This window comes from Pantoea sp. y20 (assembly GCF_054903455.1).
Window position 1 is genome coordinate 3933215 of the sequence record NZ_CM142816.1, and the last position, 25520, is coordinate 3958734.

Below are 25520 nucleotides of genomic sequence, written 5' to 3' on the forward strand. Positions count from 1 at the left end.
CGCAAAACCCATCAGTTTTTTAGTTTAGCCATCTGCACGATATCGTGATATTCGCCGTCGCGCAGGCAGGCTTTGCGCTTCACGCCCTCGCGCTCGAAGCCCAGCTTTTGATACAGGCGCAGCGCGCGTTCGTTATCGTGGAACACTTCCAGCTCAATGCGCATGATGCCGAGCCAGTTGAAGGCGTAATCGATGGCGTGGCGAATCAGCTTTTCACCAATGCCGCGCCCGCCAAACGCCGGATCGACGCTGATACCAAAACTGATGCTGTGACGCGTACGCGGACGCTGTTCGACAAACAGCGTGAGCTCACCGACCATCGCACCCTCAATCTCCGCAACAAAGCCGATGTATCCCAGCTCATCCATCTTTTCGAATTTTTTCTGCCAGGTCGCTATGCTCGGACACGGCAACTGCGTGGTCCAGCGATAAACGTCAGGATGGCTGTAAAGGCGTTGGTAGGCGGCGGCATCGCCCGGCTCACGACCGCGAATGTGTAAATCCATGTCGGTAATCCCTTTTCACTTGCACTAAGCTGTTAACTCTCACCATTTCGGGAAGAGTGATTCTATGTTGTATCGCCGTTTTGAACGTTTTATCAATATTTTCCAGGATGCGCCAACCGATTCCCCACCCGCCAGCGTCTGGCCGTTCTACTTCTACTATCTGCGTCAGGTGTGGCCGAGTTTTGTCGCGCTGCTGATTGTCGGGCTGGCGCAAGCACTGATCGAAGTGGCGCTGTTCAGCTATCTCAGCCGCATCATTGACCTGGTTAATCACTCGACGCCCGCCTCGCTGTTCAGCGATAACTGGCAAATATTGCTGTGGATGGGTTTTGTCGCGCTGATTCTGCGGCCGGTGGTGATTGCTGCGCACGATATGCTGGTGCATCAAAGTATTAACCCGAGCATGACCAGCATGATCCGCTGGCAGCATCACAACTACGTGCTGCGTCAAAGCCTGAATTTCTTCCAGAACGATTTTGCCGGGCGCATTGCCCAGCGCATCATGCAAACCGGTAACTCGCTGCGTGATTCGGCGGTACAGCTGGTGGACGCCATCTGGCATGTGGTGATTTACGCGGTGACCTCGCTGGTGCTGTTCGCCGAAGCCGACTGGCGCTTGATGATTCCGCTGGTGATCTGGATTGTGGCTTACAGCGTGTCGCTGAGCTTCTTTGTGCCGCGCGTTAAACAGCGTTCGGTGGTGTCATCGGAAGCGCGCTCGAAATTGATGGGCACCATTGTCGACGGCTACACCAACATCGCCACCATCAAACTGTTCTCGCATAACGATCTGGAGAAGCGTTACGCGCGCGAAGCCATTCAGGAGCAAACCGACAAAACCCAGCACGCCAGCCGCATGGTCACCACCATGGATATCACGCTCTCGACGCTGAATGGCTTGCTGATTGTCAGCACCTCCGGCCTGGCGCTGTGGTTGTGGAGCCAGTCGCTGATCAGCGTTGGCGCGATTGCGCTGGCGACCGGTTTGGTGATCCGTCTGGTGAACATGTCCGGCTGGATCATGTGGGTGGTGAACGGCATCTTCGAAAACATCGGCATGGTGCAGGACGGCCTAAATACTATCGCGCAGCCGCTGAGCGTGCAGGATGAACCGAATGCGAAAAACATGCAGGTGACGCGCGGCCAGATTCGTTTTGAGGATGTGCGCTTTGATTATGGCGGCAGTCGTCAGGTGATCAATCGCCTCAACCTCAACATCAAGCCGGGCGAGAAGATCGGTTTGATTGGCCCGTCCGGGGCCGGTAAATCCACCCTGGTGAATCTGCTGCTGCGGCTGTATGACATCAACAGCGGCCGTATTGTGATTGACGATCAGAACATCGCTGAAGTGACGCAGGAAAGCCTGCGCGGACAAATCGGCATGATCACGCAGGACACGTCGCTGCTGCATCGCTCAATTCGCGAAAACCTGCTGTATGGTCGTCCGGATGCGACGGAAGAGGAGTTGCAGGCGGCGATTATCCGCGCGCGCGCCGACGAGTTCATTCCGCTGCTTTCTGATCCGCAAGGCCGCACCGGGCTGGATGCGCACGTGGGCGAGCGCGGCGTGAAGCTGTCGGGCGGTCAACGTCAGCGTATCGCCATCGCGCGCGTGCTGCTGAAGGACGCGCCGATTCTGATCATGGACGAAGCCACCTCGGCGCTGGATTCCGAGGTGGAAGCGGCGATTCAGGAGAGCCTGGAAACGCTGATGCAGGGTAAAACGGTGATTGCTATCGCCCACCGTCTTTCCACTATTGCCAAAATGGATCGTCTGGTGGTGCTGGAGCAGGGTGAGATTGTCGAGATGGGCAACCACCGCGAACTGCTGGCGCACGGCGGACTTTACGCGCGCCTGTGGCAGCATCAGACCGGCGGTTTTGTCGGCGCGGATTAATCTCCACGCCGATACGGTAAGGCGTCGCGCGCTTCAATCGCCCAGCCGCGCACGCCTTCCCGTTCCTGCAGCAGAAAATCCGCCACCGCATCGCGCAAGCCGGGATGACACAGATAGTGCCACGAGTGGGTAATGTGCGGCTCAAAGCCGCGCACCAGCTTATGCTCGCCCTGCGCGCCCGCATCAAAACGCTGCACACCTTCCGCGATGGCGAAATCCATGCCCTGATAGAAGCAGGTTTCAAAATGCAGCCGATCAAACTCCGCCAGACAGCCCCAATAGCGGCCGTACAGCGTGCTGCCGTCCATTAAGCAGAACGCCATCGCTGCCGGTTGCCCTTGTAGCGAGGAAATCACCACGCGAATCGAATGCGGCATGCGCTCCGCCAGCAGGCTAAAGAAGTGGCGCGTCAGATAGGGCCGCTGGCCGCGCACCGCGTAAGTGTTGGCATAACAGGTGTAAACAAAATCCCACTGATCCTCGCGCAGCTCATCGCCGCGATACCAGCTGAATTCAAAGCCGCTGCTCATCACCTGCTCACGCTCTTTGCGCAGCTGTTTGCGCTTGCGCGACATCAGCGTGTCGAGGAAATCCTGAAAATCGCGGTAGCCTTTGTTATGCCAGTGATACTGCAAGCCGAGGCGCTCCAGCCAGTCTGGCTGCTGCTGCATGATGTGGTTGGCGAACGGCGTGGTGAAGTTGATGTGCGCGCCGCTCAGACCGTGTTGATAGAGGTTATCCGGCAGCACGCTGAGCAGTTTCAGCACCGCTTCTTCATCGCCCAGCAGGCGTGCGCCAGTCACCGGACTGAACGGAATCGCGCCCAGCCATTTCGGATAGTAAGGAATACCGGCGCGCTGACAGGCATCCGCCCACGCATGGTCGAACACATATTCACCGCGCGAATGGCGTTTGCGATAGCCCGGAATCGCGGCACGCAGCGTGCCGTTTTCGCGCCACAGCAGGTGATCCGTCTGCCAGCCGTTTTCGGGCCGCACGCTGCCGCTCTCTTCAAGTGACAAGAGAAATGCGTGGCGTAAAAACGGTTGATCGTCAGGTAACAGCGCATCCCATTCGACGGCGGAGATCTCCGCCAGCGACGACAGATGTAGCAAAGACATTCACGGCTCCCGGCCAGATGAAAGCAGGCGCCTAGTTCAACAGGTTTTCCCGCGTGGGAAAAGGTGCAGCGCACTGAATGTGTAGGGGAACGGGTTCACTCCAGTTTTGGTAATTGCGGTTTCGTACACCCAGTTACCACAGTTCAGAAACTTGCCGGTCTCTGATCCTTCGGAAAAACCACCTTGCCGGGTGGTTTTTTCGTTTACAGAGCAAGAGATTACGCGCAGAAAAAAAGGATCTCTAGAAGATCCTTTTCAGAACGATAAACAAGTAACTATTTCATCCGAAGCAGTTTGTCGTAGTTCGGATAAATGTCATCGACCTTTTCAGTTGACCCATCTGGATACAATACGGTCATCCCTGGGCTATCCTTCCGGCTCTTAGGGGTTTCAAGACTAACTATTTTTTTTGAATATAATACTGGCTCGATAAGTATATGTTTTGAATCAAAAAGCCTGTAGTGGCGGCTCCATTTTTCATAGTTAGTATCTCCGCCAAACAGCGCTATAGTGTTCTCATTAAATACGCGATTAAAGACGGTCATGGGAAATAGCTCGTTTTTTAACGTTAAATCGCCATGAACTTCCCGCTTTCTGCCGGAACCTTCACCGCTTCCATAAGCCTGATCATCAAAACCAAAAACATAGCTTGTTGGAAGAATATGTTTCCCCGAGGCTAACGGATCATCTCCTTTCAGCTGTATATCAACCCTTATAGCACTGAGCTTCCATTCACATCGACCGCCCCCGTCAACGGCGACCCGCGCCTGCCGGATATCACCATTCCCCTGAGGTTGCAACGTCACCAGTTTAGGATTCAGCCCCCTGACCGCAGTCACATGCGACTCAGTGGTGTTGTCATAGACCTCTTTCCGACACGTCTCTGATCGGTACAAGACGTCCATTGGGATCACTTCCGTCTCAGGAGGCAATTTCACAGCCACAGTGACCCACTCCGTGCTGGCGGGCGGATTAATGGTAAAATCCGGGCGACTGGCGCAGCCGCTCAGCGGCAACAGTGCAATTGCCGGAAAAAGCGCCACGAGCGTTTTAGTTAGACAGTTCAACTTCTTCCTCCGCAACCGATTTGAAACGAATGAGAGCATTTTCTCCGCCAGGATACTTTCGGGTAATAATCAGCGAATTCCCTACCATATCCTGCAGGGCCAGGAACATCCGATTTCGCTTCGGCTCCTCCGGGGGAGAGCTGTCACCGAATGAGTCCATCTGCTGCCTGAAGTCGGCCCTGTACGTTTTACGGCTCAGCTTCCGCACCGGGTCAGCTATCTCGAGCAGCTGGTTATTCAGAAACGGCAGGTACTCTTTCACCATCGAGTGCCGGACGGGGTTGCTCGCGTGGTCAAAAGCTGGGTTGGTATTGCGTGGGAAAATCTTCTGAATATCGGCCATCGGAAACTCGCTGATAAACGCCTCCTGCGCCTCTTTCGCCTCCTCGCTTTCTGTCTCTGCCATTGACGGAACGAGGAACAGCTTCACCTTGTACTGCTGGCTGTATTTCAGCCGTCTGCACGTATTTGAATTCATCATCACCCTGTATTCTTCGAATGAACCGGTCTGGGTAGTGCGGAAGAACACCACCGGCTTACCGTGGTGCCAGTAGTGTTCCCCGATATACAGCCCTCCCATCTGCGCCGGCAGTTCGGTGGGCAGAGTCCAGAAAAAGCCTAACTAGCTATTCATTTCATCGACAACAATTTTTCATAATCTGGATAGATGTACGGAAGTATCCCTGTACTACCATCAGGATAAGTTGCAATAAGATCGCCGGGAAGCGAGTTTGGAGGAACGACTCTCACGACCTTCGACATATGAATACTCGGCTCGATCACTATTTTACTAATGCTGGAAACGCGATAATACCTTTTCCATTTTTCATCACGAATATCTCCCCCGAACAGTGTAATTACCATCTCACCATCCCTATGAGACTGAATCAAAGGGAAAAAATCAGTCTCAAACCGTAAGTTTCCCACCACGTTTTTGGGGTTACCGTACCCAAATGCATTACGGTATCCTTCATCATCGAAATCAAAGACATAACTTGTCGATATGATGTTCTTTCCATTTGCTAAAGCAGATGTTTTTGATAGCTGTATCCCTAATCGTATGCCGCTCAGCTTCCAGCCACATTTGCCTCCGCCATTCAGGGCTATCTTCGCTTCCCGGTAGCCACTGCTGTCCGTCTGACTGAGAGAGACAAGTTGTGGGTTAACCCCCCTGACGGTAGCCATATGCGACTCGGAGGTATTGTCATAGACCTCTTTCCGACACGTCTCTGAGCGGTACAAAACATCCAGCGGCAGCGCCTCCGTTTCCTGCGGTAATTTTACGGTCACAGTCACCCAATCGTTACTCACAGGAGGGTTCAGCGTATAGTCCAGACGACTGGCGCAGCCGCTCAGCGGCAACAGTGCAATTGCCGGAAAAAGCGCCGCGAGCGTTTTAGTTAGACAGTTCAACTTCTTCCTCCGCAACCGATTTGAAACGAATGAGAGCATTTTCTCCGCCAGGATACTTTCGGGTAATAATCAGCGAATTCCCCACCATATCCTGCAGAGCCAGGAACATCCGGTTTCGCTTCAGCTCCTCCGGGGGAGAGCTGTCACCGAATGTGTCCATCTGCTGCCTGAAGTCGGCCCTGTACGTTTTACGGCCCAGCTTCCGCTCCGGATCAGCTATCTCGAGCAGTTGGTTATTCAGAAACGGCAGGTACTCTTTCACCATCGAGTGCCGGGCGGGGTTGCTCGCGTGGTCAAAAGCGGGGTTGGTATTGCGTGGGAAAATCTTCTGAATATCGGCCATCGGAAACTCGCTGATAAACGCCTCCTGCGCCTCTTTCGCCTCCTCGCTTTCTGTCTCTGCCATTGACGGAACGAGGAACAGCTTCACCTTGTACTGCTGGCTGTATTTCAGCCGTCTGCACGTATTCGGATTCATCATCACCCTGCATTCTTCGAATGAACCGGTCTGGGTAGTGCGGAAGAACACCACCGGCTTGCCGTGGTGCCAGTAGTGTTCCCCGATATACAGCCCTCCCATCTGCGCCGGCAGTTCGGTGGTCAGAGCCCAGAAAAAACCTAACGTGGCGCCGAGAGGCCCAAACTTGCCGTACAGCCAGTTGTCCAGATTGGCATCAAACGGCACGCTGGTGATGGTGTCGCTGTCGTTAACGTGCCGGTAATGGGTCACCTGATACAGGCGTCCCACCGCGTCCGCAGTGAAGGTGCGCGGCATACCGTAGGTGTAAAGGATCGGCTCAATAGCCTTCATCTCTGCAGCATAAGTCAGCCCCAGAGCGCCCCCAAGACTGTGCCCGCAGATAAACAATTTTTTCTTCCCATCTTTAGCAAGTGACGCTCTTATCGCTGAAAACTGTGCATCAAAACGCCGTTTAGCCAGATGGTAGGCATCTAAAAAACCGCCGTGAATACGCCCGGCTTTTGCCAGTTCAGCGGGACAGGGCTGTGGCGAAAAAGAGGCATCCGTCAGCCAGTCGGGGAGCTCCTGCGTTCCCCGCCACGACACCACCACCTGCTCTGCATTTTCGATGTAAAAAAGCTGCGTACTGTCGAGCAACGGACGATCGTTGTCACCACCACTTTTGCCTGCTGAATCAAGAAACTCGGCAGCGGTATAACGCTGACTGAACGGCACGTCAACGACCAGAGCCTGAGAAAACGACGGAAAGTCGATGTATTCGGGCGTGCGGGACAGATCCAGACACTGTTCAAAAAAGAACTGTTTTATGACCGTATCACCGCCCTTTGCGTAGGCCATATCGGCCATCACCCCAAGGTTATAGCCGTTTGCCAGCGAGTAATCTTTCGTGTCGTGCAGCACCAGCGACCACGCCCGGAATGGACAGACTTCGATGACATGTCGCTGATCCAGGCCTTCCCGCGCAATCGGCGTCCCTTTCATCACATCGCCGCTGGGGAAATGAAACCGGGGTGGCTCATTCTCTTTCCAGTTATCAATCACTGGAAGCCGGTCGCAGAGCTGTCCGATTGTCACGTAGTGGTGCCGCTGGCCGGCCGCATCCGCCTTTTTCTGCACGTCTGACTGCCATGTAAGATCCCGGGTGGCCGGCTTGGAACGGTTTTTACTTTCCGGATGGCTGTTCGGGTTGCGCCTGACGCCCAAGGGGCGCTGCTCCATCTCGTCAGCCAGCTGCTGCCCGTCAGCTTTTACGTTAACGCCGCTCCAGTACAGGTTATCAAACCGCACCAGGCCCTGGCTGTCGGTGACGCCGACCGGCGGATTTGGCGGAGGCGTCGGATCGTAGCCGTCTTTGCCAAACCGTTTTGACGCAGCCACCTCCGCAGCCGTAGCCAGTGGATGATATTCAAGACTGACGTTCAGTCCGGAAACCGGCACGTTGTTTTCATCAACAAACTGCAACTCCATCCAGTATTTCCGGGGTTTACCCCGGCACAGTACGGTTTTAGATTTGGGTACAACGCTGGTTACACAGGTGTTATCGCCAACTATCTCCATTCCAATTCCATTTGGTTTATAGGGTTAATGGGGGTTAATCATACCCCATTAGTTTCACACCTGAATTACTTTATTGAAAAATGGTCTTTAGATCAGACAGCCTCGCGGGTGAATCGAACATAACATCCGTTGCGTAGTGCCAAACATCGTTTGCAATTCCCCTAAGGCGGCGTCCCACTCCCTCATCCGCAGCGAATAGTCCTGCTGTAGCTGCTTTAATGCGCTCAGCAACTGTTTTTCCAGCTTTGTCATCGTTCGTTACTCCTGCACCAGTCTGACTGCGTTCTGCTTCGATTTCCCTTCCCCGACCGTCCAGCCCGGTGCGGTGGTTATCCACAGCGGACCGGCGCGATTTTGTAGGGTTGCCAGTCATGAACTGCACCCCAAATGCACAGTGCAGAATTTGACACGGGCGGCCAGCAGGCCGCACCCTACGATTTTCTCGTCAGCTGGAATGTTCATGGATCGCCTCGATTGTGACCGCATGTTTGTCGCTGTGCTGGAAGTGGGCAGCTTCGCCGGCGCTGCCGAACGCCTCGGCACCAGCAGCGGCCAGGCGTCGAAGCTGGTCTCCCGGCTGGAGCAGGAGCTCGGGGTGCAGCTGTTTAAACGCAGCACGCGCGCGCTCTCGCCCACCGAAATCGGTCGCGCCTATTACGAGCGGGTAAAAACCCTGCTGGAAGCCTTTGATACGCTGGATGCCACGGTGCGCGACAGCGCCACTACGCCGAGCGGCCGCCTGAAAATCAGCGCGCCCGGTACCTTTGGTACTGCGGTGTTGGCCAGCGTGCTGGTGGAGTTCGCGCGTCATTATCCGCAGATCGAACTCGACGTGAACTTCTCCGATCGTGCAGTTAACATTGTCGATGAAGGCTTTGATATGGCGATTCGCATCGGCAAGCTTGACGACAGCAGCCTGATTGCTCGCCGCCTCGGCGATGTGCCGATTCGCGTGGCGGCGTCTTCCGGTTATCTGCTGCAACACGGCACGCCGCAGCACTGGCGCGATTTGGCGGCACATCAGTGCATCAGCGATACCAACTTCCGCGATCCCTGGCACTGGCCGTTTGTCACGCCGTGCGGCGACAGCGTCAGCATGCCGATTCGCGGTCGTCTCTGTTTCTCCAATACCGAAGCCTGTTTGCAGGCGGCGATCGCCGGATTGGGCATTGCGCGGCTACCAGGTTTTATTGCCGCACCCGCACTGCAGCGCGGTGAAATCGTCTCGCTATTAGAGGAATTCGCCACGCCGCCCATGGGCCTGTTCGCGCTCTATCCGCCGGCGCGTCATCTGGCGCAGAAAACCCGGCTGTTGATCGATTTCCTCGCCGCCCATTTCCAGCACCATCCGCCCGGCTAATTCCTTCCATTTTGGAAGCAATGAAAGCCATTTTGCCCGGATTATCGCCTAACCAGCAGCGCTGTATGCTCACTTCATCAACACTGAGGAGAGAAGACGATGCTGGTAAACGGTAAGTGGAGTGCAGAGTGGCATCCGGTGCAAGCCACCGATCAACAAGGCGGATTTGTGCGCCAGACCTCCCGTTTTCGTCACTGGATTAGCGCAGATGGTTCCAGCGCATTCGCTGCCGAGCCGGATCGTTATCACCTCTATGTAGCGCTGATTTGTCCGTGGGCCTCGCGCACGCTGCTGGCGCGCAGTCTGAAAGGGCTGGATAAGGTCATCAGCGTGTCGGTGGTTGAGCCGCAGCTTGGCGCGCAAGGCTGGCGCTTCGGTGATTATCCTGGCGCAGATCGCGACTGGCTGAATAAAGCCGAATACCTTCACGAACTCTACACCCGTGCCGATGCCGATTTCACCGGCCGCGCCACCGTGCCGGTGCTGTGGGACAAAAAGACGCAAACCATCGTCAATAATGAGTCAGCCGATATCCTGCGCATGCTGAACAGCGGCTTTGGCGCGCTGGCGGACGATCGCATCGATCTTTATCCCGAGGATCTGCGCGCGGAGATCGACGCGCTGAACGAATCGATCTATCCGCGCCTGAATAACGGCGTCTATCGCACTGGTTTTGCTACCACGCAGGTGAGTTATCAGCAGGCATTTAACGATGTGTTCAGCCAACTGGATGAGCTGGAGCTGCGTTTGCAGGATGGCCGTACTTTCCTGCTCGGCGAGCGCTTAACCGAAGCGGATATTCGCCTGTTCGTCACGCTGGTGCGCTTTGACGCCGCCTATCACGGCCTGTTTAAATGCAACCTGCGCCGCCTGCGCGACTATCCGCTACTCGATCGTTATCTCAAGAGTATGCTGTCGGTCTCTGGCGTGCGTGAGACGGTGAATATCGATCATATCAAGCAGGGCTATTATTCAATTAAAGCGCTGAATCCCAACGGCATTGTGCCGGTTGGCCCGGATATGGCGGCCTACGGTTTATAAGGAGCAGTGCGATGGCAAAAGCGTTAGTGATTTTTTTACATGGCGTCGGCAGCAACGGCGATGATCTCGCGGTGCTCGGCGAACATTGGGCGCGCCTGCTGCCAGATGTGGCGTTTGCCTCGCCGAATGCGCCCTATCCTTTCGAACATGCGATGGGATATCAGTGGTTTAGCCTGACCGGCATCACGCCCGAAAACCGCCCGGCGCGCGTGCGTGATGCACGCGCGGCCTTTGATGACACGCTGCAGCAGCTGATGGCGCAGCACGGCATGGCGGATGCGTGGGACAAAGTGATTCTGGTGGGCTTTTCGCAGGGTTCGATCATGGCGTTAGATGCGCTGGCGTCGGGCCGCTATCCGCTGGCTGGCGTGGTGGCCTTTTCCGGCCGTCTGGCATTTGATGGCGCATTAACGCCGCAGCCGTATACGCCTGCGCTGCTGATTCACGGCAAATCCGATGAGGTGATTCCGTTTAGCGAAAGCGTATCGGCGGAGCAACGTTTACAGCAGGCTGGCGTGACGGTGGAAGCGCGTTATGAAGCGGCAACCGGCCACACCATTTCATCGCAGGGTGCGATGGATGCCGCCGGTTTTATTGCGCAATGTTTGCAGGATTAAGGCCAGTAACGATTTAACGCCTGCCACGCTTTTTGCGCAGCCACGTCTGCTGGCTGCGCCTTCAACTTATCGTTGAACACTTCAATGCCGACCGGCCCGCTGTAACCGGCACTTTTCAGCTTATCGACAAAGCGTTCCACTTCGATGATGCCATCGCCCGGCAACAGGCGCTGGTGACGCGCGTACTCGCTGAGCGGCTGCTTATCCTGCGGTGGCATGTCGGCCATATCGCACAGCTGCACTTCGTAGATACGGTCGGCGGGAATGCCATCCAGCTGCGACGCATCGCCGCCTAACGCGCAGATGTGGAACAGATCAACCACCAAACCGATATTCGGCTGGTCCAGCCGTTGCAGCCGTTCCCACGCCAGCGGCAGTGTGTTATCTACGCTGCACCACGCCATCGGCTCATACATGATGCGCATGTTGTAGCGCGCGGCTTCCGATGCCATCCAACGTAAATCTTCATCAATACGCGCCGCCACACAATCGTCACGCGTGCTGGCCGGTGCCTGGATGGTGTCGCAGCCGATGGTTTGGGCAATCTGAATGAACTGACGCAGCTCTTCGCGTTTTTGCTGGCGGTCGCGATCCGGCGCACCGGTGAAATCGCGCAGCACCTGCACATTGGTGAAGCCAAGCTGCAACTGCTTCGCTAACTGTGGCGTACTGGCTTGCACATCGTCGCGCCAGATCTCAACCTGATCAAAACCGGCGGCGCGTGCGGCACGCAGCTTCTCCTCAGGTTCACCGTTTAACAACACCAGGTTAAGGAATTTAGGGTTACAACGCATGACACAGCTCCTTAATCGTCCGGATAATCGGTGACAAATTCTGTGCGTCACGCGCACAGAATGGCGATCAGTATCTACCTCTGAGGAGTTATTTCAAGCGCGATGGTTATCCCAGCAGATTGACCGCGGCAAAACCGGCGAAAGTCATCAGCAGCGAACCAATAACATGCACCATCACGCTCGACATCGCCCAAAGGTATTTACCTGATTGTAGCAACCCAACAATTTCTGCAGAAAAAGTGGAAAAGGTGGTTAAGCCGCCACACAAGCCAGTGACAATTAACAGTTTCCAAAAGGGATCGATATGCGGATTACGCACAAAAAAGGCCAGCGCCGCGCCGATGATAAAACCGCCCACCAGATTCACCATCAAGGTGCCGGGCGGCAAATTGGGAAACAGTGCGTTAAAACGTAATGAGATCAACCAACGCAGCGTACAGCCCACCGCACCGCCCAGCACCACCGCCAGTAACGACTTCAACATAGTTTGGAGCTCCTGATATGAATGACGCGCAGGGCCGCGGCAGGACAGAATAACACCTGACACACCGCCTTCTCCCGCGCAGGGATACGAGTGTTGTCAGGCGTCATCAGCCGTCTGTGACCAGAACGGCGGTTGAGGAAGGTGGCACGCCATCACCTTAGGCGGGAGATAATACGCTGGCTTGGCAATGCAGACAATATGGTGAAGGAGGCACAGTGTTGTCGCGGCGCGATCTATCGCGCGCATCAGTGAAGGCACCGTGCCAACCCCTCTTTGCGTAATAAATTGCGCCGCTACGGTTGGTGCCAATATCAACGTTCGAAGTGAATCACGCCCTTAATCAGTTCCCGGTTGTTAATCACATCCGCTTCAAAGCGCTCTGCCAGTTTAGAAAAATCATAATGGCGATTGAGCATCATGTCGGCACGAAGCTGCCCGTTCGCCATCAGTTCGCCTACTTTCGCGAAATCTTCCAGCGTGGCGTTGCGGCTGCCCAGCAGCGTGGTTTCCTTTTTGTGGAACTCGATATCCGGGATCACCAGATCGCCTTTGTGCAGGCCGACAAACACGATGGTGCCGCCGTGACGAATCAGTTTCACCGCGCCGTTCATCGCCGCTGGGCTGCCGGTGGCATCGATCACTTTGGCCGGCAAACGCCCACCAAACTCCGCCCGCAACTGCGCCTCAAAATCGGCGTCTAATGGATTTACCGTCGCCAAACCCAGCTTCTGCGCTACGTGTGCACGGCGTTGCTCGCTGGTGTCGGCCACCACCACATTCGCCCCCGCCGCCGCCGCAATCGCGGCCACGCCAAGGCCAATCGGACCTGCACCCACCACCAAAACCTGCTCATCCGCCGTAACGGCCGCACGGCGCACCGCATGCGCGCTGATGGCGAAGGGTTCAATCAGCGCGGCGGCTTCGGGATCAACCTCATCCACCGCCAGCAAATTGCTGGTCGGCACGCTAAGGTATTCGCAGAAACCGCCATCCTGATGCACCCCAATCACCGAGATTTTTTCGCAGCAGTTGGTTTTGCCACTTAAACAGGCATCGCACTGCTGGCAGGCAACGTAAGGAATCAGCGCCACGCGCTGGCCCAGCCTGAAGCCGCTGGCCTGGCTGCCGAGTTCTACCACTTCGCCACACAGCTCATGCCCCAACACGCGTGGATAGCTGAAAAACGGCTGATTTCCGGCCCAGGCGTGGATATCGGTGCCACAAATGCCGGCGGCGATCGGTTTGATCAGAACTTCATGGGCGGCGGGCGTCGGCTTCGCGCGCTGCTGCCATACCATCTGGCGCGGCTCGGCGACTACCAGCGTTTTCATCATTGTCATTGGCTTCTCCTGTGCTGTTGTCGCAGTTATGGCGAAAATCGCCGATGGCAGCGTTTTGCATTGGGGGAAGTGTGAAGCCAACCGCTTTTTTTGGGCTTTGTATGGTTTTTAATAGATAAAAAACCGGAGACGCGTATGAGCCGCAGCCAGAATCTACGTCAGAACGTGATTAATCAGATGCTGGAAGGCATTGCCAAACGGCATATCCGTTCGCCGTTGCCACCGCAGGCGGCGCTGGCCGAGATGTTCAACATCAGCCGCACTACGGTGCGCCACACTTTGCAGCATCTGCATGAGCGCGGCGTGCTGGAAAAGGTGGATGAAACCTACGTTATCGTGCGCGATCCCAGCGAAGAAGATGGTTTTAACGCCCTGACGCCGCCGATCGATCAGCAGGCGCTGCAGTTTGAGCAGACCTTTTTCAACCTGATTAATCAGCGTCAGCTGATGCCGGGCGATACCTTTAGCGAGCTGCAGTTAGCCCAGCAGGTGAAGGTCAGTCCGGTTGTGGTACGTGAATTCCTGCTGCGCTTTATGCGTTATGACCTGCTGGAACCGGTGAAGCGCGGACAATGGCGCATGAAGAAGTTCGATCAGAAGTATGCCGAGAACCTGTTTGAGCTGCGTGAAATGCTGGAAACCCACGCGCTGACCCGTTTTCTCAACCTGCCCTCGCAGGATGAGCGCTGGATGCAGGCGCGCGACCTGCTGGATCGCCATCGTTCGATGCGTGACACCATTGCCAGCAATTACCGCCACTTCGCCGCGCTGGATAAAGAGATGCACACGCTGATTCTCTCCGCCGCCAACAATCCGTTTTTTAATCAGTCGCTGGAGATTATTTCCGTGATTTTTCATTCGCATTATCAATGGGATGAAACCGATCTTAAGCAGAGAAATATCGTGGCGCTGGAGGAACATATGGCGATCCTGACAGCGCTAATTAGCCGTCAGGATGTCGAAGCCTTGTGCGCCCTGCACACTCATCTCGGCACCGCCAAGACATCGATGATCCGTTCGATCCGCCAGTACAATTAAAAACCGATTAAAAACCACAAAGCATTAGCTCCCGCACGAATCTGAAACATCTCCGCAACATCCCGCTCTGAATGCTTCTAGTCTCGAAGTCAATCCGTTGGGGCAGCACCGTTTTGCTGCCGCAGGATCCCATACAAACGCATAACGATAAGTACCCAGATCCGGGAGGTCGCAATGGAAAATACTTCGGCTCGTGGCCGCGAAAACGCGCCACAACCGGCTGCAGACGGGCAAGATTTTATCCCGGCACGCAGTGACGTGGTGCGCTCGCCGCGCATCAGAAAGATCCAGATTACCGCCATGCTGCTGCTGCTGTTCGCCGCCATGATCAACTATCTCGACCGCAGTTCGCTGTCGGTGGCCAATATGACCATCCGGGGAGAACTGGGTTTATCCGCGACTGAAATTGGCGTGCTGCTGTCGGCCTTCTCGCTGGCGTATGGCTTAGCGCAGCTGCCGTGCGGTGCGCTGCTCGATCGCAAAGGGCCGCGCATCATGCTGGCGATTGGTATGTTCTTCTGGTCGCTGTTCCAGGCGGCCGCCGGTTTGGTGCATAACTTCACCCAGTTTATTTTGGTGCGTATCGGGTTAGGTATTGGCGAAGCACCGATGAACCCGTGCGGCGTGAAGGTGATCAACGACTGGTTCAACATCAAAGATCGCGGCATGCCGATGGGCATGTTTAACGCCGCTTCGATGATTGGCTTGTCGATTGCGCCACCGATTCTGGCCGCGATGATGATGGTGATGGGTTGGCGCGGCATGTTTATCACTATCGGCGTGCTCGGCATGTTTCTCGCCATCGGCTGGTATCTGATGTACCGCGATCGCGATAACAACACGCTGAGCGGTGAAGAGATTCACTATCTGCAGGCGGGCAGCGTAGCATCGCGCAAAGAGCCGCTGAGTTTTGCCGAGTGGCGCGGCCTGTTCAGGCAGCGCACCATGTGGGGCATGATGATTGGCTTCAGCGGCATCAACTACACCGCGTGGCTGTATATCGCGTGGCTGCCGGGCTATCTGCAATCCACTTATCACCTCGATCTGAAAAGCACCGGTTTACTGGCTGCGATTCCATTCCTGTTCGGCGCGGCGGGCATGCTGCTGAACGGTTATGTGGTCGATGCGCTGGTGCGTCGCGGCCATGATGCGGTGAAGGTGCGTAAGGTCTCAATCGTCACCGGCATGCTGCTGTCCGCCGCGTTTACCGCTTTCGTAACGCGTGCCACCGACACCACCAGCGCGGTCACCATGATTGGTATGGCGCTGTTCTGCATCCACTTTGCCGGTACATCGTGCTGGGGTTTGATTCACGCCAACGTCACGGCGCGCATGACCGCCTCGGTCGGCAGCATCCAGAACTTCGCCAGCTTCGTGTTCGCCTCGTTCGCCCCGGTGATCACCGGTTGGGTGCTGGATACCACCAAGTCGTTTAGCCTGGCGTTGATGATTTGCGCCGGTGTGACGGTGGTGGGTGCGCTGGCCTATTTGCTGCTGGTGCGTAAGCCGATTACCGATGGGGTTTGAATGGTCGCCAGGAATGGCGTAATACATGTCAGTTAAGCGCAGTGCGACTTTCGTTCGCCTCGTACTGAGGCAGTTGCAGCACCTTCGTGCGGCGACCGAGCAGAGGGCGTCTGGCCACGCCCTCTGCACTCCCAGGCCTTGCGCCAGCCCAACCCGCCGCTTCGCGGTACCTTCACTCATTCACGATTCCTGACGGACCGGTGTCGATTCGCTCCTGCTCAACGCCACCTCTCGCCGCATCCATGCGTCTCGTCCTGGAATCCCTCAATCGTTCAGCGGATTGGGATGTCGCCTCAACACCCTCGCTGCAGCAGCAATGCGTTTTCTTAACTCACAATCGCTATAAGCTCCGTAAAGTCGCCATGCATGGCGACCGGGTGCCTATGAATATGCGCACCGGCAATTGGCGTTATGCCGGGTGGGTGAAAAACTGCGATTCACACTGGCGCGCGATCTCCCACAGCTTGTTGCGAATCACCTGTTTCAGCTGCAGCGTTGATTGCGACTGCGGCTGATCGCGGCGACTGATTAACATCACTTCAAACGGTAGCGGCTGCGCGACCGGCAACAACTTGAGCTGGTCGGCATAACGGCACGCGGTAAACAGATCGACAATCCCGACGCCGCCGCCCGCCAGCACCATATCGGCAATCACCGAATAGGTTTTAATCGACAGTGATACCGCCGGATTGAGCCCTTTATCGCGCAGCGCGCGGTGCAGCACCCGACCGAGCGGATCCTGATTCTGCATCATCAACAGGTTGTTGGCGCACAGCCACTCCAGCGTCACCGGCTCATGGTGGGTGTGATCGCGCGGCAGCAACGCCACCATCGACGACTGAAACAGCGGTTCCGCCAGTAAATCGGCATCCACCTGCTGACCAAACACCAGCGCGAAATCGAGCTGATTATCCATCAGCATGCGGCACAAGGTGCTGAAGTGCTCGGTGACCAGTTCCACGCTGACCGACGCCGCCTGTTGCCGCCAGTTCACCAGCGCGGGTGCTAATACCATCTGACCAAACGCATGCGCAGCACCCACGCGCACCGTTTGCCCTTCGCCGCGCCGCAGTTGCTCGGTCAGTTGGGTAATCGCCTGTAAACGCTGATAGATATCTTCCACTTCCGGCAGCAAGCGCCGCCCTTCTGCCGTCACCACCATGCCCTGCGCGCGCCGCTCAAACAGCGCAAAACCGAGCTGCTGCTCGGCGTGATTAAGCACGCGGCTGACATTCGGCTGCGACACATTCAGCAAACGCGCCGCCGCACTGATGCTGCCGGTCTGCACAATCGCCTGAAAGACTTCAATATGCCGCAGCCGCATGATTATTCGCCCCAGGTGGCTTCAAGCACGCGCAGCCAGTTGCCGTGGCAAATCTTCTCCAGCAGCTCGCGTGAATAGCCGCGTTGCGCCAGCGCCTGCACCAGCAGCGGGAATCCGGCCACGTCCTTCAGATCGCCCGGCATGGTGGCGCCATCGAGATCCGAACCAAAACCGACGCCCTCTTCCCCCACTTTTTCCAGCAGATACTCAACGTGACGCACGATGGCATCGACGCCGGTCGGCGCATGGCGATCGCCATCTTCACGCAGGAACGGCACGGCAAAATTGACGCCTACAAAGCCGTTGGTTTCGGCAATCGCCGCCAGCTGGCGATCGGTGAGATTACGTGACTGCGCACTGAGCACATGCGCGTTGGAGTGGCTCGCCACCAGCGGCGCATCGCTGATTTCGGCGGTATGCCAGAAGCCTTTCTCATCCATGTGCGACAAGTCGACCATGATACGGCGGCGATTACAGTCGCGCACCAGCTGCTTGCCCGCTGCCGTCAGGCCGTTGCCGATATCCGGCGACGAGGGATAGAGGAACGGCACGCCGTCGCCGAACTGATTCGGGCGGCTCCACAGCGGTCCCAGCGTGCGCAAGCCGCTGGCATACAGCATGTCGAGCAGCTCGCCGTGGGTATCCAGCGCTTCCGCACCTTCGACGTGCATCACCACCGCTAACACCGTGTTCGCCATGCAGTGACGAATCTCGCGCACGCTGCGGCAAATCTTCACCTGGCCATTCGAGGCCTGCTCAATGCGCAGCAGCAGCGCCAGCATGGAAAAAGTCGCGTCGCGCGCTGAGTTGATAATTTCCTGAGGAAAATCTGCGAAGTCTGGCGCACTTCTTGCAATCAGAGGGTGGGACGGCACCCAGGTGGCGAAAATGCCACCTGCCATATTTCCCTGACGGATACGCGGCAAATCCATTTGGCCCGTTTTGGTGCCAGTAAAAAAGGCATTAACCGCGTCCGGCTGATGGTGCTGCCACAGCTTATTCAGCACATCGTTATGGCCGTCAAAGACCGGAATATCGAGGGTAATCGAGTCAGACATGTTGTTCAGTTCCATGTTCGGGGGAAAGCGCAGCACTGCCAGCTGGCGGAGCAAATTGCACCATAAAAGGGCAAAACCATACGCGTGAAACAAAGGACGTAGAACCGGTATTAATCCTCCGGCGGGTGCCTAAAGTCAAGACAAAAAACAATCAAACGGCAATTTTTTATTTTAATTATCAATAAGTTGGGAGTTTACATGGTTACCAGAAGACGTTTTCTTGCAGGATGCACTGCTGTACCTGTTGTTTCCTACCTCAGCCTGAATGCTTCCTTTGCCGCGACGCCGCCGACCATGCTGGTGATCGCGATGCAGCTCGATAACATCACCAGCCTCGATCCACACGAAAGCTTCGAAGCCACCGGCGGCCAGATCTGCGGCAACCTCTATCAACGTTTAGTCACGCCCGATCCCAATCAAGCCGATAAAGTGATTGGTCAACTGGCGCAAAGCTGGGACGTCAGCAGCGATAACGGCACCTACACGTTCCATCTCGATCCGGCAGCCAAATTCGCCGATGGTTCGCCGCTTACCGCAGAAGACGTGGCGTTCTCGATTGAGCGTATCGTCAAGCTGGATAAGAGCCCGGCCTTTATTATCAACCAGTTTGGCTTTACCAAAGACAACGTGACGCAGCGGGTCACCGCGAAAGATGCGCACACCGTGGAGATGAAACTCGGCGCGCCGGCGGCCGAAACCTTCCTGCTCTACTGCTTGTCCGCCACCGTCGGCAGCATCGTGTCGAAGAAAGCCTGTCTGGCGAACCAGCAGAACAATGACTTCGGTAACGGCTGGCTGAAACAGCACAGCGCTGGTTCCGGTGCCTTTACCCTGCGCACCTGGAATGCCAGCGAAACGGTGATTCTGGAGATCAGCCCGCAATATAAAGGCGCCAGCAAAACCAAACGCGTGATCCTCAAACACATTGCCGACCCAGCCGCGCAGGCGCTGATGCTGAAAAAAGGCGATGTTGATGCCGCATATGACCTCACCACCGAACAGCTGCTGCAGGTGAAAAACGACAGCAGCGTGTCGCTGGTGAATCAGTCGCTGTCGGCCATCATGCTGATGTCGTGCAACACCAATAATCCTTACCTGAAAAAACCGCAGGTGTGGCAGGCGCTGAAGTGGGCGCTGGATTACGACAGCATTCAGAAAAACATTCTGTCGATGAGTTTTGTTACCCATCAAAGCTTCCTGCCGAGCGGCTTCCCGGCGGCGCTGGACGATACGCCATTCCACAAAGATGTGGCGAAAGCCAAAGCGCTGCTGGCCGAAGCGGGATATCCGGACGGTTTCGAAATCACCCTCGATCACTACTCCATGCAACCCTATCCGGACATCGCGCAGGCAATTCAGACGCAATTGGGCGCGATTGGCATCAAAGTGTCACTGATCGCCGCCGAAAACCGCCAGGTTCTGACCAAGATGCGTGCGCGTCAGCATCAGCTGGCATTGACGGTTTGGGGCGCCGATTACTTTGATCCCAACTCCAACACCGAAGCCTTCTGCGTTAACACCGACAACAGCGATAACGCGCGTGCGCGAACGCTGGCGTGGCGCTGCAGCTGGTCAGACGATGAATTTAACAAACTCACCGAGCAGGCGCTGCATGAGCCGGATCCGACGAAGCGCATCGCGCTCTATCAGCAGATTCAGCAGTTAGGCCGCGAGAAGAGCCCGTTTATTTTCATGATGCAGAAGACCAAAAACGTGGCCACCAGCAAAGCGCTGAGTGATGTCCACATGACCGTGCTGGAGCAGTGGCCGTATGCGCAGGTGAAAAAAGCCTGATGCCGTTACTGAAGAGAATCGTCAGCACCCTGGGAAGCCTGGTGCTGACGCTGTTTGGTCTGTCGGTGTTGACCTTTTTCATTGGCCGCGTCATGCCCACCGATCCGGTGCTGGCGGCGGTCGGTGATAACGCACCGCAATCGGTGGTTGAGCGCGTGCGTGCAGAAATGGGGCTGGATCAGCCCCTTTACGTGCAGTTTGGTCACTACCTCAATCAACTGCTGCATGGCGATCTCGGTAAATCGATTCTCACCTCGAATCCGGTGATTACCGATATCGCCCGCTTCTTCCCCGCCACCATGGAGCTGGCAACGGCGGCCATCATCATCGCGGCGCTGATCGGCATTCCGCTTGGCGTGTGGGCGGCGGTGCGTCAACGTTCGTGGGTCGATCAAACCATTCGCGTGATCTGTCTCGCCGGCCATTCGCTGCCGGTATTTGTGCTGGCGCTGCTGAGCCTGCTGGTGTTCTACGCGGTGCTCGGCATCGCGCCCGGCCCCGGACGGCAGGACATCATCTGGCAGGATATGGTGCCGCAGGTCACCGGCTTCCTCACCATTGATTCGCTGCTGGCCGGAGAAACGGACGCCTTCTGGGATGCGCTGGCCCACATGGCGCAGCCGGTGCTGATTCTGGCCTACTTCAGCATGGCCTACATCACGCGTATGACGCGCACCTTTATGCTTAACGCGCTGAGCGGCGAGTTCGTGATCACCGCGCGCGCCAAAGGTTTGTCGTCACGGCGGGTGATTTGGCGGCATGCGTTTCCCACCGTGGCGGTTCAGCTGGTAACGGTGCTGGCGCTGACCTACGCCGGATTGCTGGAGGGCGCGGTGGTGACGGAAAACGTCTTCGCCTGGCCTGGCATCGGCCAATATCTCACTACATCGCTGATGAACGCCGACATGAACCCGGTGATCGGCGCCACCTTGCTGGTCGGCACCGTGTATGTGCTGCTCAATCAGCTGGCTGATCTTCTCTATCGACTTTGGGACCCGCGCGTAAAATGATCTTCTTCTCACGAGAATGGCTGCTCGATGACACGCCAGCCAATCGCCGCCAGGCGGTGTGGGGCCGGCGTTATCGCCTGTGGCTCAGCCTGCGCAGTAATCCGCTGGCGATGGCCGGATTGCTGGTGGTGGCGGTGATGCTGCTGCTGGCGCTGTTTGCCCCGTGGCTGACGCCGTTCGAACCCGGTATGCAGCATCTGGAAAACCGTCTGGCGGCCCCTTCCGCCGCGCACTGGCTCGGCACCGATGAGCTGGGGCGCGATGTCTGGACGCGCATTATCTACGGCGGCCGCACCACGCTCGGTATGGTGATCGCCGTGGTGCTGCTCACCGCGCCGCTCGGCCTGCTGATTGGCTGCATCTCCGGTTATGCCGGCGGTTTCATCGATAAAGCGCTGATGCGTTTGACCGACATCTTTCTCGCCTTCCCACGGCTGATTCTGGCGCTGGCGTTTGTCGCGGCGCTGAAACCCGGCGTGGAGAGCGCGATTCTGGCGATTGCCCTGACATCGTGGCCGCCGTATGCGCGTCTGGCGCGGGCCGAAACCCTGCAGTTCCGCCACAGCGACTTTATCGCCGCCAGCCGTCTGACCGGCGCTTCGCCGCTGCGCATTATTTTGCGCCACATTATGCCGCTGTGCGTGCCGAGCCTGATTGTGCGCGTCACGCTGGACATGAGCTCCATCATCATCACCGCTGCCAGCCTCGGTTTTCTCGGCATGGGCGCGCAGCCGCCGTCACCGGAATGGGGCACGATGATCGCCACCGCGCGTCGTTTCCTGTTCAGCGAATGGTGGGTGCCATTAATGCCGTGTATCGCGATTTTCCTGACGTCATTGGCGTTCAACTTTCTCGGCGACGGTCTGCGTGACGTGCTGGATCCCAAGGAGCGCTAAATGTTGGTGGAAATTGAGAACCTGCGCGTTGCCTTCCGCTCGCGCAGCGAAACCGTTGAAGCGGTGCGCGGCGTCAGTTTTAGCGTTGGCCACGAGAAGTTTGCCATTGTCGGCGAAAGCGGCTCCGGCAAGTCACTGACCGCGCGCAGCCTGATGCAGTTACTGCCGGGCAACGCGGAAGTGAGCGCCGATGTGCTGCGCTTTGACGGCATCGATCTACGCGGAGCCAGCGAGAAAGTGCTGCGCAAAATTCGCGGCAAGCGCGTCGGTTTTATCCTGCAGGACCCGAAATATTCGCTCAATCCGGTGATGACCATCGGCCAGCAGATTGCCGAAGCCTGGCGCGAGCACAAAGGCGGCAGCCACAAAGCGGCGATGCAGGCGGCGATTGAGCTGCTGGAGCAGGTGAAGATTCGCGACCCTGAAGCCGTGGCGCAACGCTATCCGCATGAAGTCTCGGGCGGCATGGGCCAGCGCGTGATGATTGCCATGATGCTGGCACCCGATCCGGAACTGTTGATCGCCGATGAACCCACCAGCGCGCTGGATGCCACGGTGCAGGCGGAGATTCTCAAGCTGATTGACGAGCTGGTATCGGCGCGCGGCATGGGGCTGATTCTGATTAGCCACGATTTGCCGCTGGTGTCGCACTTCTGCGATCGCGTGGCGGTGATGTACGCCGGCCGCATCGTTGAGCTGCTGGATGCCGGGCAGTTGCAGCAGGCGCAGCATCCCTATACGCGTGGTTTGCTGGCGTGTTTGCCGTCGTTGCGCCATCCGCGCGAACGTTTACCCGTATTGCAGCGCGATGCCGCGTGGCGAGAATAATTTATGATTCAAATCGATAACCTGCGCATCAACTTCGGTGCGCACACGGCGGTAAAAGACGTCAGTTTCTCGGTCGGTAACGGCGAAAGCTTTGGCCTGGTCGGTGAAAGCGGCTCGGGCAAATCCACCATCCTGCGCGCGCTCGCCGGACTGAATGCCGACTGGCAAGGCAGCATGCTGTTTGGTGGCATGCAGCTCAGCGCCAAACGCAGCCGCGCCTTCTATCGTCAGGTGCAGATGGTATTTCAGGATCCGTTTGGTTCGCTGCACCCGCGCCAGACCATCGATCGCATCCTGCACGAACCGCTGCTGGTGCATCAGCTTGATCGCGCCGAACAGCGCATCAGCCAGGCGTTAGGCGAAGTGGGCTTGCCCGCGTCGGTGCGTTTCCGCTATCCGCATCAGCTGTCGGGCGGCCAGCGTCAGCGCGTGGCGATTGCGCGCGCGCTGATCGCCGAACCGGAAGTGCTGCTGCTGGATGAGCCGACCTCGGCGCTGGATGTGTCGGTGCAGGCCGAAATTCTCAATTTACTCAGCGATCTCCGCAGCGAGCGCAAACTCACCTACATTATGGTGACGCATAACCTCGCGGTGGTAACGCATCTGTGTCAGCGCATTGGCGTGATGCAGAATGGCGAGATGGTGGAACAGCTGAGCGCCGACGATCTGCGCGCGCGGCGCATCCAGCATCCACATACCGCCCAACTTTTCAATCTCAGCATGACGCTGGAGGAACCGGCATGACCGCTTACTGGCAACGCGCCGCGGATATCGCACAACAGATCACTGAAAGCTGGCGACAGCCCGACGCGCCGGGCGGTGCGATGATCCTGTTTGATGCGCAGCAGATTCACTCAACGCACTGCGCCGGATTGGCCGATTTGGCACAGCAAACGCCGTTCAGCGCCGACAGCGTGGTGCGTTTCGCCTCCATCACCAAACATCTGTTTGCTGCGCTGGTGACCGGGCCGGGCCGCCGCTATCTCAAGCTCGACGATCCGCTGGTGCAGCATCTGCCGCAGCTGCGCGGCGCCAACGGCCAGATCACCGTCGGCCAGGCGCTGGATATGAGCAGTGGTTTGCCGGACGTGCGTGAAACCTTATCGCTGCTGGGATTGTCGGTGTACAACGCCACCCGCGCCGACGACCTGCTGGATTTTGTCGCGCGCGAAGGCGATCTCAACTACGCGCCCGGCAGCGAAATCTCCTACACCAACACCGGCTATCGGCTGGTTGAAGAGGCGCTGAAAGCCAAAGGCGTGTTATTTAATGATCTGCTGCAGCAGTACATCTGCGATCCGCTGGATATCAACCTGATTGCGCCAGAAAGCTGGTTCGATATTGTGCCCGGTTTAGTGCCCGGCTACTGGCAAAACGGCGCGCAGTGGCAGCTCTCCAGCGCCGGTTTGCATCTCTCGGCATCGGGCAGCATCACTGGCAGCCTGAATCATCTGACGCGCTGGCTGCAAAGCCTGCTGGCCGATAGCGGACCAGGCGCGGGCGTGCTGCAGCGCCTGAGCGCGCCGCGTCATCTCAACGATGGTCGCACCAGCGGATACGGTTTGGGCATCACCAGCTCGATGCTTGGCAGCCAGACGCTGTTCGGTCACGGCGGTTCGCATGCCGGTTATAAGAGCTATTTCCTGCTGCATCCGGAGCTGAAAATCGGCGTGGCGCTGGTCGCCAACCGCGAAGATGTCACCACCTCAGAAAGCGTGCTGCGCGTGATGGCGGCGCTGCTCAATCGCGCGTTACCGGAGAAAGGACACGATTTAACGCCCGGACTTTACGTGGCGGAAGACGCCGCCGACTGGCTGGAAATCAAAGGCGCGACCGCCACCTGGCTCGGCGCAGGCGAAACCTTGTGGCGTGACGATGTGCACGGCACGGCGGTGTCGCTCTCCAGCACTTTCCCGATGCAACTACGCCATGCTGGCGCGGCGATTGTGGGAGAGATTGGTCATGCCGCCCGACGTTTTGTGCCGGTGCAGGCCGATCAGGCCAGCCTCGATCATCTGCAGGGCCGCTGGTTCGCGCCGCAGTGGCGCAGCGAGTTGGTGATTGAGGGCGACAGCTTAATCATGGGCATCGGCCCGGCGGCGATTCGTGCGCGTTTGCAGTCGCTGGGCAACGATCGCCTATTAGCTACCGCGCAGGATGGACCGTGGGAGAAGCGCTTCGCGATTGCGCGCGAAGGCGACACCCTGCGGCTGCAATTGAATCGTAGCCGCGTGGTGCGCTTTTTACAGACAGCACGCCCTAAATAATTCGAGTTGCAGCAAGGCGGCAAGTGGGTGAATCCCCAGGAGCTTACATCAGTAAGTGACTGGGGTGAGCACACGTAGCCAACGCAGCGGCGGCTCGAAG

At 57.2% G+C, this 25520-nt stretch carries 24 protein-coding genes and 1 riboswitch; of the genes, 12 read left to right on the forward strand and 12 right to left on the reverse strand.

Going from position 1 to position 25520, the window contains the following annotated elements; translation table 11 throughout:
- Positions 1-11 precede the first annotated feature (11 nt).
- On the reverse strand, positions 12-506 hold the full coding sequence (locus ACYAC5_RS18315) for a GNAT family N-acetyltransferase (protein ID WP_462062075.1): 495 nt from the start codon (positions 504-506) through the stop codon (positions 12-14).
- 64 nt (positions 507-570) lie between these two features.
- Here ACYAC5_RS18315 and ACYAC5_RS18320 point away from each other — a divergent pair, with 64 nt between their 5' ends.
- Positions 571-2403: an ABC transporter ATP-binding protein gene (locus ACYAC5_RS18320; RefSeq protein ID WP_110867683.1), complete on the forward strand. Its 1833-nt coding sequence runs from the start codon at positions 571-573 to the stop codon at positions 2401-2403.
- On the opposite strand, the gene ACYAC5_RS18325 is transcribed toward ACYAC5_RS18320, so the two are convergent.
- The 6 genes from ACYAC5_RS18325 to ACYAC5_RS18350 all read right to left on the reverse strand — a co-directional run bounded on the left by ACYAC5_RS18325 (position 2400) and on the right by ACYAC5_RS18350 (position 8294).
- On the reverse strand, positions 2400-3524 hold the full coding sequence (locus ACYAC5_RS18325) for a GNAT family N-acetyltransferase (protein WP_192415483.1): 1125 nt from the start codon (positions 3522-3524) through the stop codon (positions 2400-2402). The two genes, ACYAC5_RS18320 and ACYAC5_RS18325, sit on opposite strands and share 4 nt — an antisense overlap.
- A gap of 275 nt (positions 3525-3799) precedes the next feature.
- Complete coding sequence (locus ACYAC5_RS18330) at positions 3800-4591, reverse strand: YajG family lipoprotein (RefSeq protein WP_309832747.1); 792 nt, start codon at positions 4589-4591, stop codon at positions 3800-3802.
- Positions 4575-5171: a hypothetical protein gene (locus tag ACYAC5_RS18335; protein ID WP_309832745.1), complete on the reverse strand. Its 597-nt coding sequence runs from the start codon at positions 5169-5171 to the stop codon at positions 4575-4577. Before ACYAC5_RS18335 ends, ACYAC5_RS18330 begins: the two co-directional genes overlap by 17 nt.
- Positions 5172-5221: 50 nt before the next feature.
- The gene (locus ACYAC5_RS18340) at positions 5222-6004 is read right to left on the reverse strand and encodes a hypothetical protein (protein WP_309832743.1); all 783 of its coding nucleotides are present in this window, start codon (positions 6002-6004) and stop codon (positions 5222-5224) included.
- Complete coding sequence (locus ACYAC5_RS18345) at positions 5988-7952, reverse strand: lipase family protein (RefSeq protein WP_462062076.1); 1965 nt, start codon at positions 7950-7952, stop codon at positions 5988-5990. The genes ACYAC5_RS18340 and ACYAC5_RS18345 overlap by 17 nt, the downstream gene beginning before the upstream one ends.
- 177 nt (positions 7953-8129) lie before the next feature.
- Complete coding sequence (locus tag ACYAC5_RS18350; protein ID WP_110867689.1) at positions 8130-8294, reverse strand: MbeD family mobilization/exclusion protein; 165 nt, start codon at positions 8292-8294, stop codon at positions 8130-8132.
- Between the two features lie 208 nt (positions 8295-8502).
- On the opposite strand from ACYAC5_RS18350, the gene ACYAC5_RS18355 reads away from it, so the two are divergent.
- The 3 genes from ACYAC5_RS18355 to ACYAC5_RS18365 all read left to right on the forward strand — a co-directional run bounded on the left by ACYAC5_RS18355 (position 8503) and on the right by ACYAC5_RS18365 (position 11060).
- Positions 8503-9402 (forward strand): LysR family transcriptional regulator, encoded by a 900-nt coding sequence (locus tag ACYAC5_RS18355; protein WP_110867690.1) that lies wholly within the window; start codon positions 8503-8505, stop codon positions 9400-9402.
- 99 nt (positions 9403-9501) lie between these two features.
- Entirely contained in the window at positions 9502-10443 is a 942-nt protein-coding gene (locus tag ACYAC5_RS18360; RefSeq protein WP_309832737.1) for a glutathione S-transferase family protein, read from the forward strand.
- Positions 10444-10454: 11 nt separating this feature from the next.
- Positions 10455-11060, forward strand: coding sequence for an alpha/beta hydrolase (locus tag ACYAC5_RS18365; RefSeq protein WP_309832734.1), 606 nt, complete (start codon positions 10455-10457; stop codon positions 11058-11060).
- Here ACYAC5_RS18365 and ACYAC5_RS18370 read toward each other — a convergent pair.
- From ACYAC5_RS18370 to ACYAC5_RS18380, 3 genes are all read right to left on the reverse strand, one after another.
- A complete protein-coding gene (locus ACYAC5_RS18370; protein WP_217549840.1) occupies positions 11057-11854 on the reverse strand; it encodes a sugar phosphate isomerase/epimerase family protein in 798 nt (265 codons plus the stop codon). The two genes, ACYAC5_RS18365 and ACYAC5_RS18370, sit on opposite strands and share 4 nt — an antisense overlap.
- Before the next feature lie 106 nt (positions 11855-11960).
- On the reverse strand, positions 11961-12338 hold the full coding sequence (gene crcB, locus ACYAC5_RS18375) for a fluoride efflux transporter CrcB (protein ID WP_101762757.1): 378 nt from the start codon (positions 12336-12338) through the stop codon (positions 11961-11963).
- Positions 12339-12428: 90 nt separating this feature from the next.
- Positions 12429-12504: riboswitch (Fluoride riboswitch) on the reverse strand.
- Between the two features lie 145 nt (positions 12505-12649).
- A complete protein-coding gene (locus ACYAC5_RS18380; protein ID WP_462062077.1) occupies positions 12650-13678 on the reverse strand; it encodes a zinc-binding alcohol dehydrogenase family protein in 1029 nt (342 codons plus the stop codon).
- Between the two features lie 135 nt (positions 13679-13813).
- Between ACYAC5_RS18380 and ACYAC5_RS18385 the strand changes: the two genes are divergently transcribed.
- Entirely contained in the window at positions 13814-14716 is a 903-nt protein-coding gene (locus tag ACYAC5_RS18385; RefSeq protein WP_192236923.1) for a GntR family transcriptional regulator, read from the forward strand.
- A 174-nt stretch (positions 14717-14890) separates the two neighbouring features.
- On the forward strand, positions 14891-16243 hold the full coding sequence (locus ACYAC5_RS18390) for an MFS transporter (protein ID WP_462062078.1): 1353 nt from the start codon (positions 14891-14893) through the stop codon (positions 16241-16243).
- 409 nt (positions 16244-16652) lie between these two features.
- Here ACYAC5_RS18390 and ACYAC5_RS18395 read toward each other — a convergent pair whose 3' ends face one another.
- On the reverse strand, positions 16653-17567 hold the full coding sequence (locus tag ACYAC5_RS18395) for a LysR family transcriptional regulator (protein WP_110867695.1): 915 nt from the start codon (positions 17565-17567) through the stop codon (positions 16653-16655).
- Positions 17568-17569: 2 nt separating this feature from the next.
- A complete protein-coding gene (locus ACYAC5_RS18400; RefSeq protein ID WP_277974220.1) occupies positions 17570-18625 on the reverse strand; it encodes a dipeptidase in 1056 nt (351 codons plus the stop codon).
- A 198-nt stretch (positions 18626-18823) separates the two neighbouring features.
- On the opposite strand from ACYAC5_RS18400, the gene ACYAC5_RS18405 reads away from it, so the two are divergent.
- Genes ACYAC5_RS18405 through ACYAC5_RS18430 form a run of 6 tightly spaced genes read left to right on the forward strand, consistent with a single transcriptional unit; the run spans position 18824 to position 25420 of the window.
- Positions 18824-20419, forward strand: a complete 1596-nt coding sequence (locus ACYAC5_RS18405; protein ID WP_277974221.1) for an ABC transporter substrate-binding protein — start codon at positions 18824-18826, stop codon at positions 20417-20419.
- Positions 20419-21429, forward strand: coding sequence for an ABC transporter permease (locus tag ACYAC5_RS18410; protein ID WP_008106687.1), 1011 nt, complete (start codon positions 20419-20421; stop codon positions 21427-21429). The genes ACYAC5_RS18405 and ACYAC5_RS18410 overlap by 1 nt, the downstream gene beginning before the upstream one ends.
- Positions 21426-22325 (forward strand): ABC transporter permease, encoded by a 900-nt coding sequence (locus ACYAC5_RS18415; protein WP_462062079.1) that lies wholly within the window; start codon positions 21426-21428, stop codon positions 22323-22325. The genes ACYAC5_RS18410 and ACYAC5_RS18415 overlap by 4 nt, the downstream gene beginning before the upstream one ends.
- On the forward strand, positions 22326-23153 hold the full coding sequence (locus ACYAC5_RS18420) for an ABC transporter ATP-binding protein (RefSeq protein ID WP_192415463.1): 828 nt from the start codon (positions 22326-22328) through the stop codon (positions 23151-23153).
- A 3-nt stretch (positions 23154-23156) separates the two neighbouring features.
- Entirely contained in the window at positions 23157-23897 is a 741-nt protein-coding gene (locus ACYAC5_RS18425) for an ABC transporter ATP-binding protein (RefSeq protein WP_462062080.1), read from the forward strand.
- Complete coding sequence (locus tag ACYAC5_RS18430; RefSeq protein ID WP_462062081.1) at positions 23894-25420, forward strand: serine hydrolase domain-containing protein; 1527 nt, start codon at positions 23894-23896, stop codon at positions 25418-25420. The genes ACYAC5_RS18425 and ACYAC5_RS18430 overlap by 4 nt, the downstream gene beginning before the upstream one ends.
- The last annotated feature ends 100 nt before the right edge of the window (positions 25421-25520 follow it).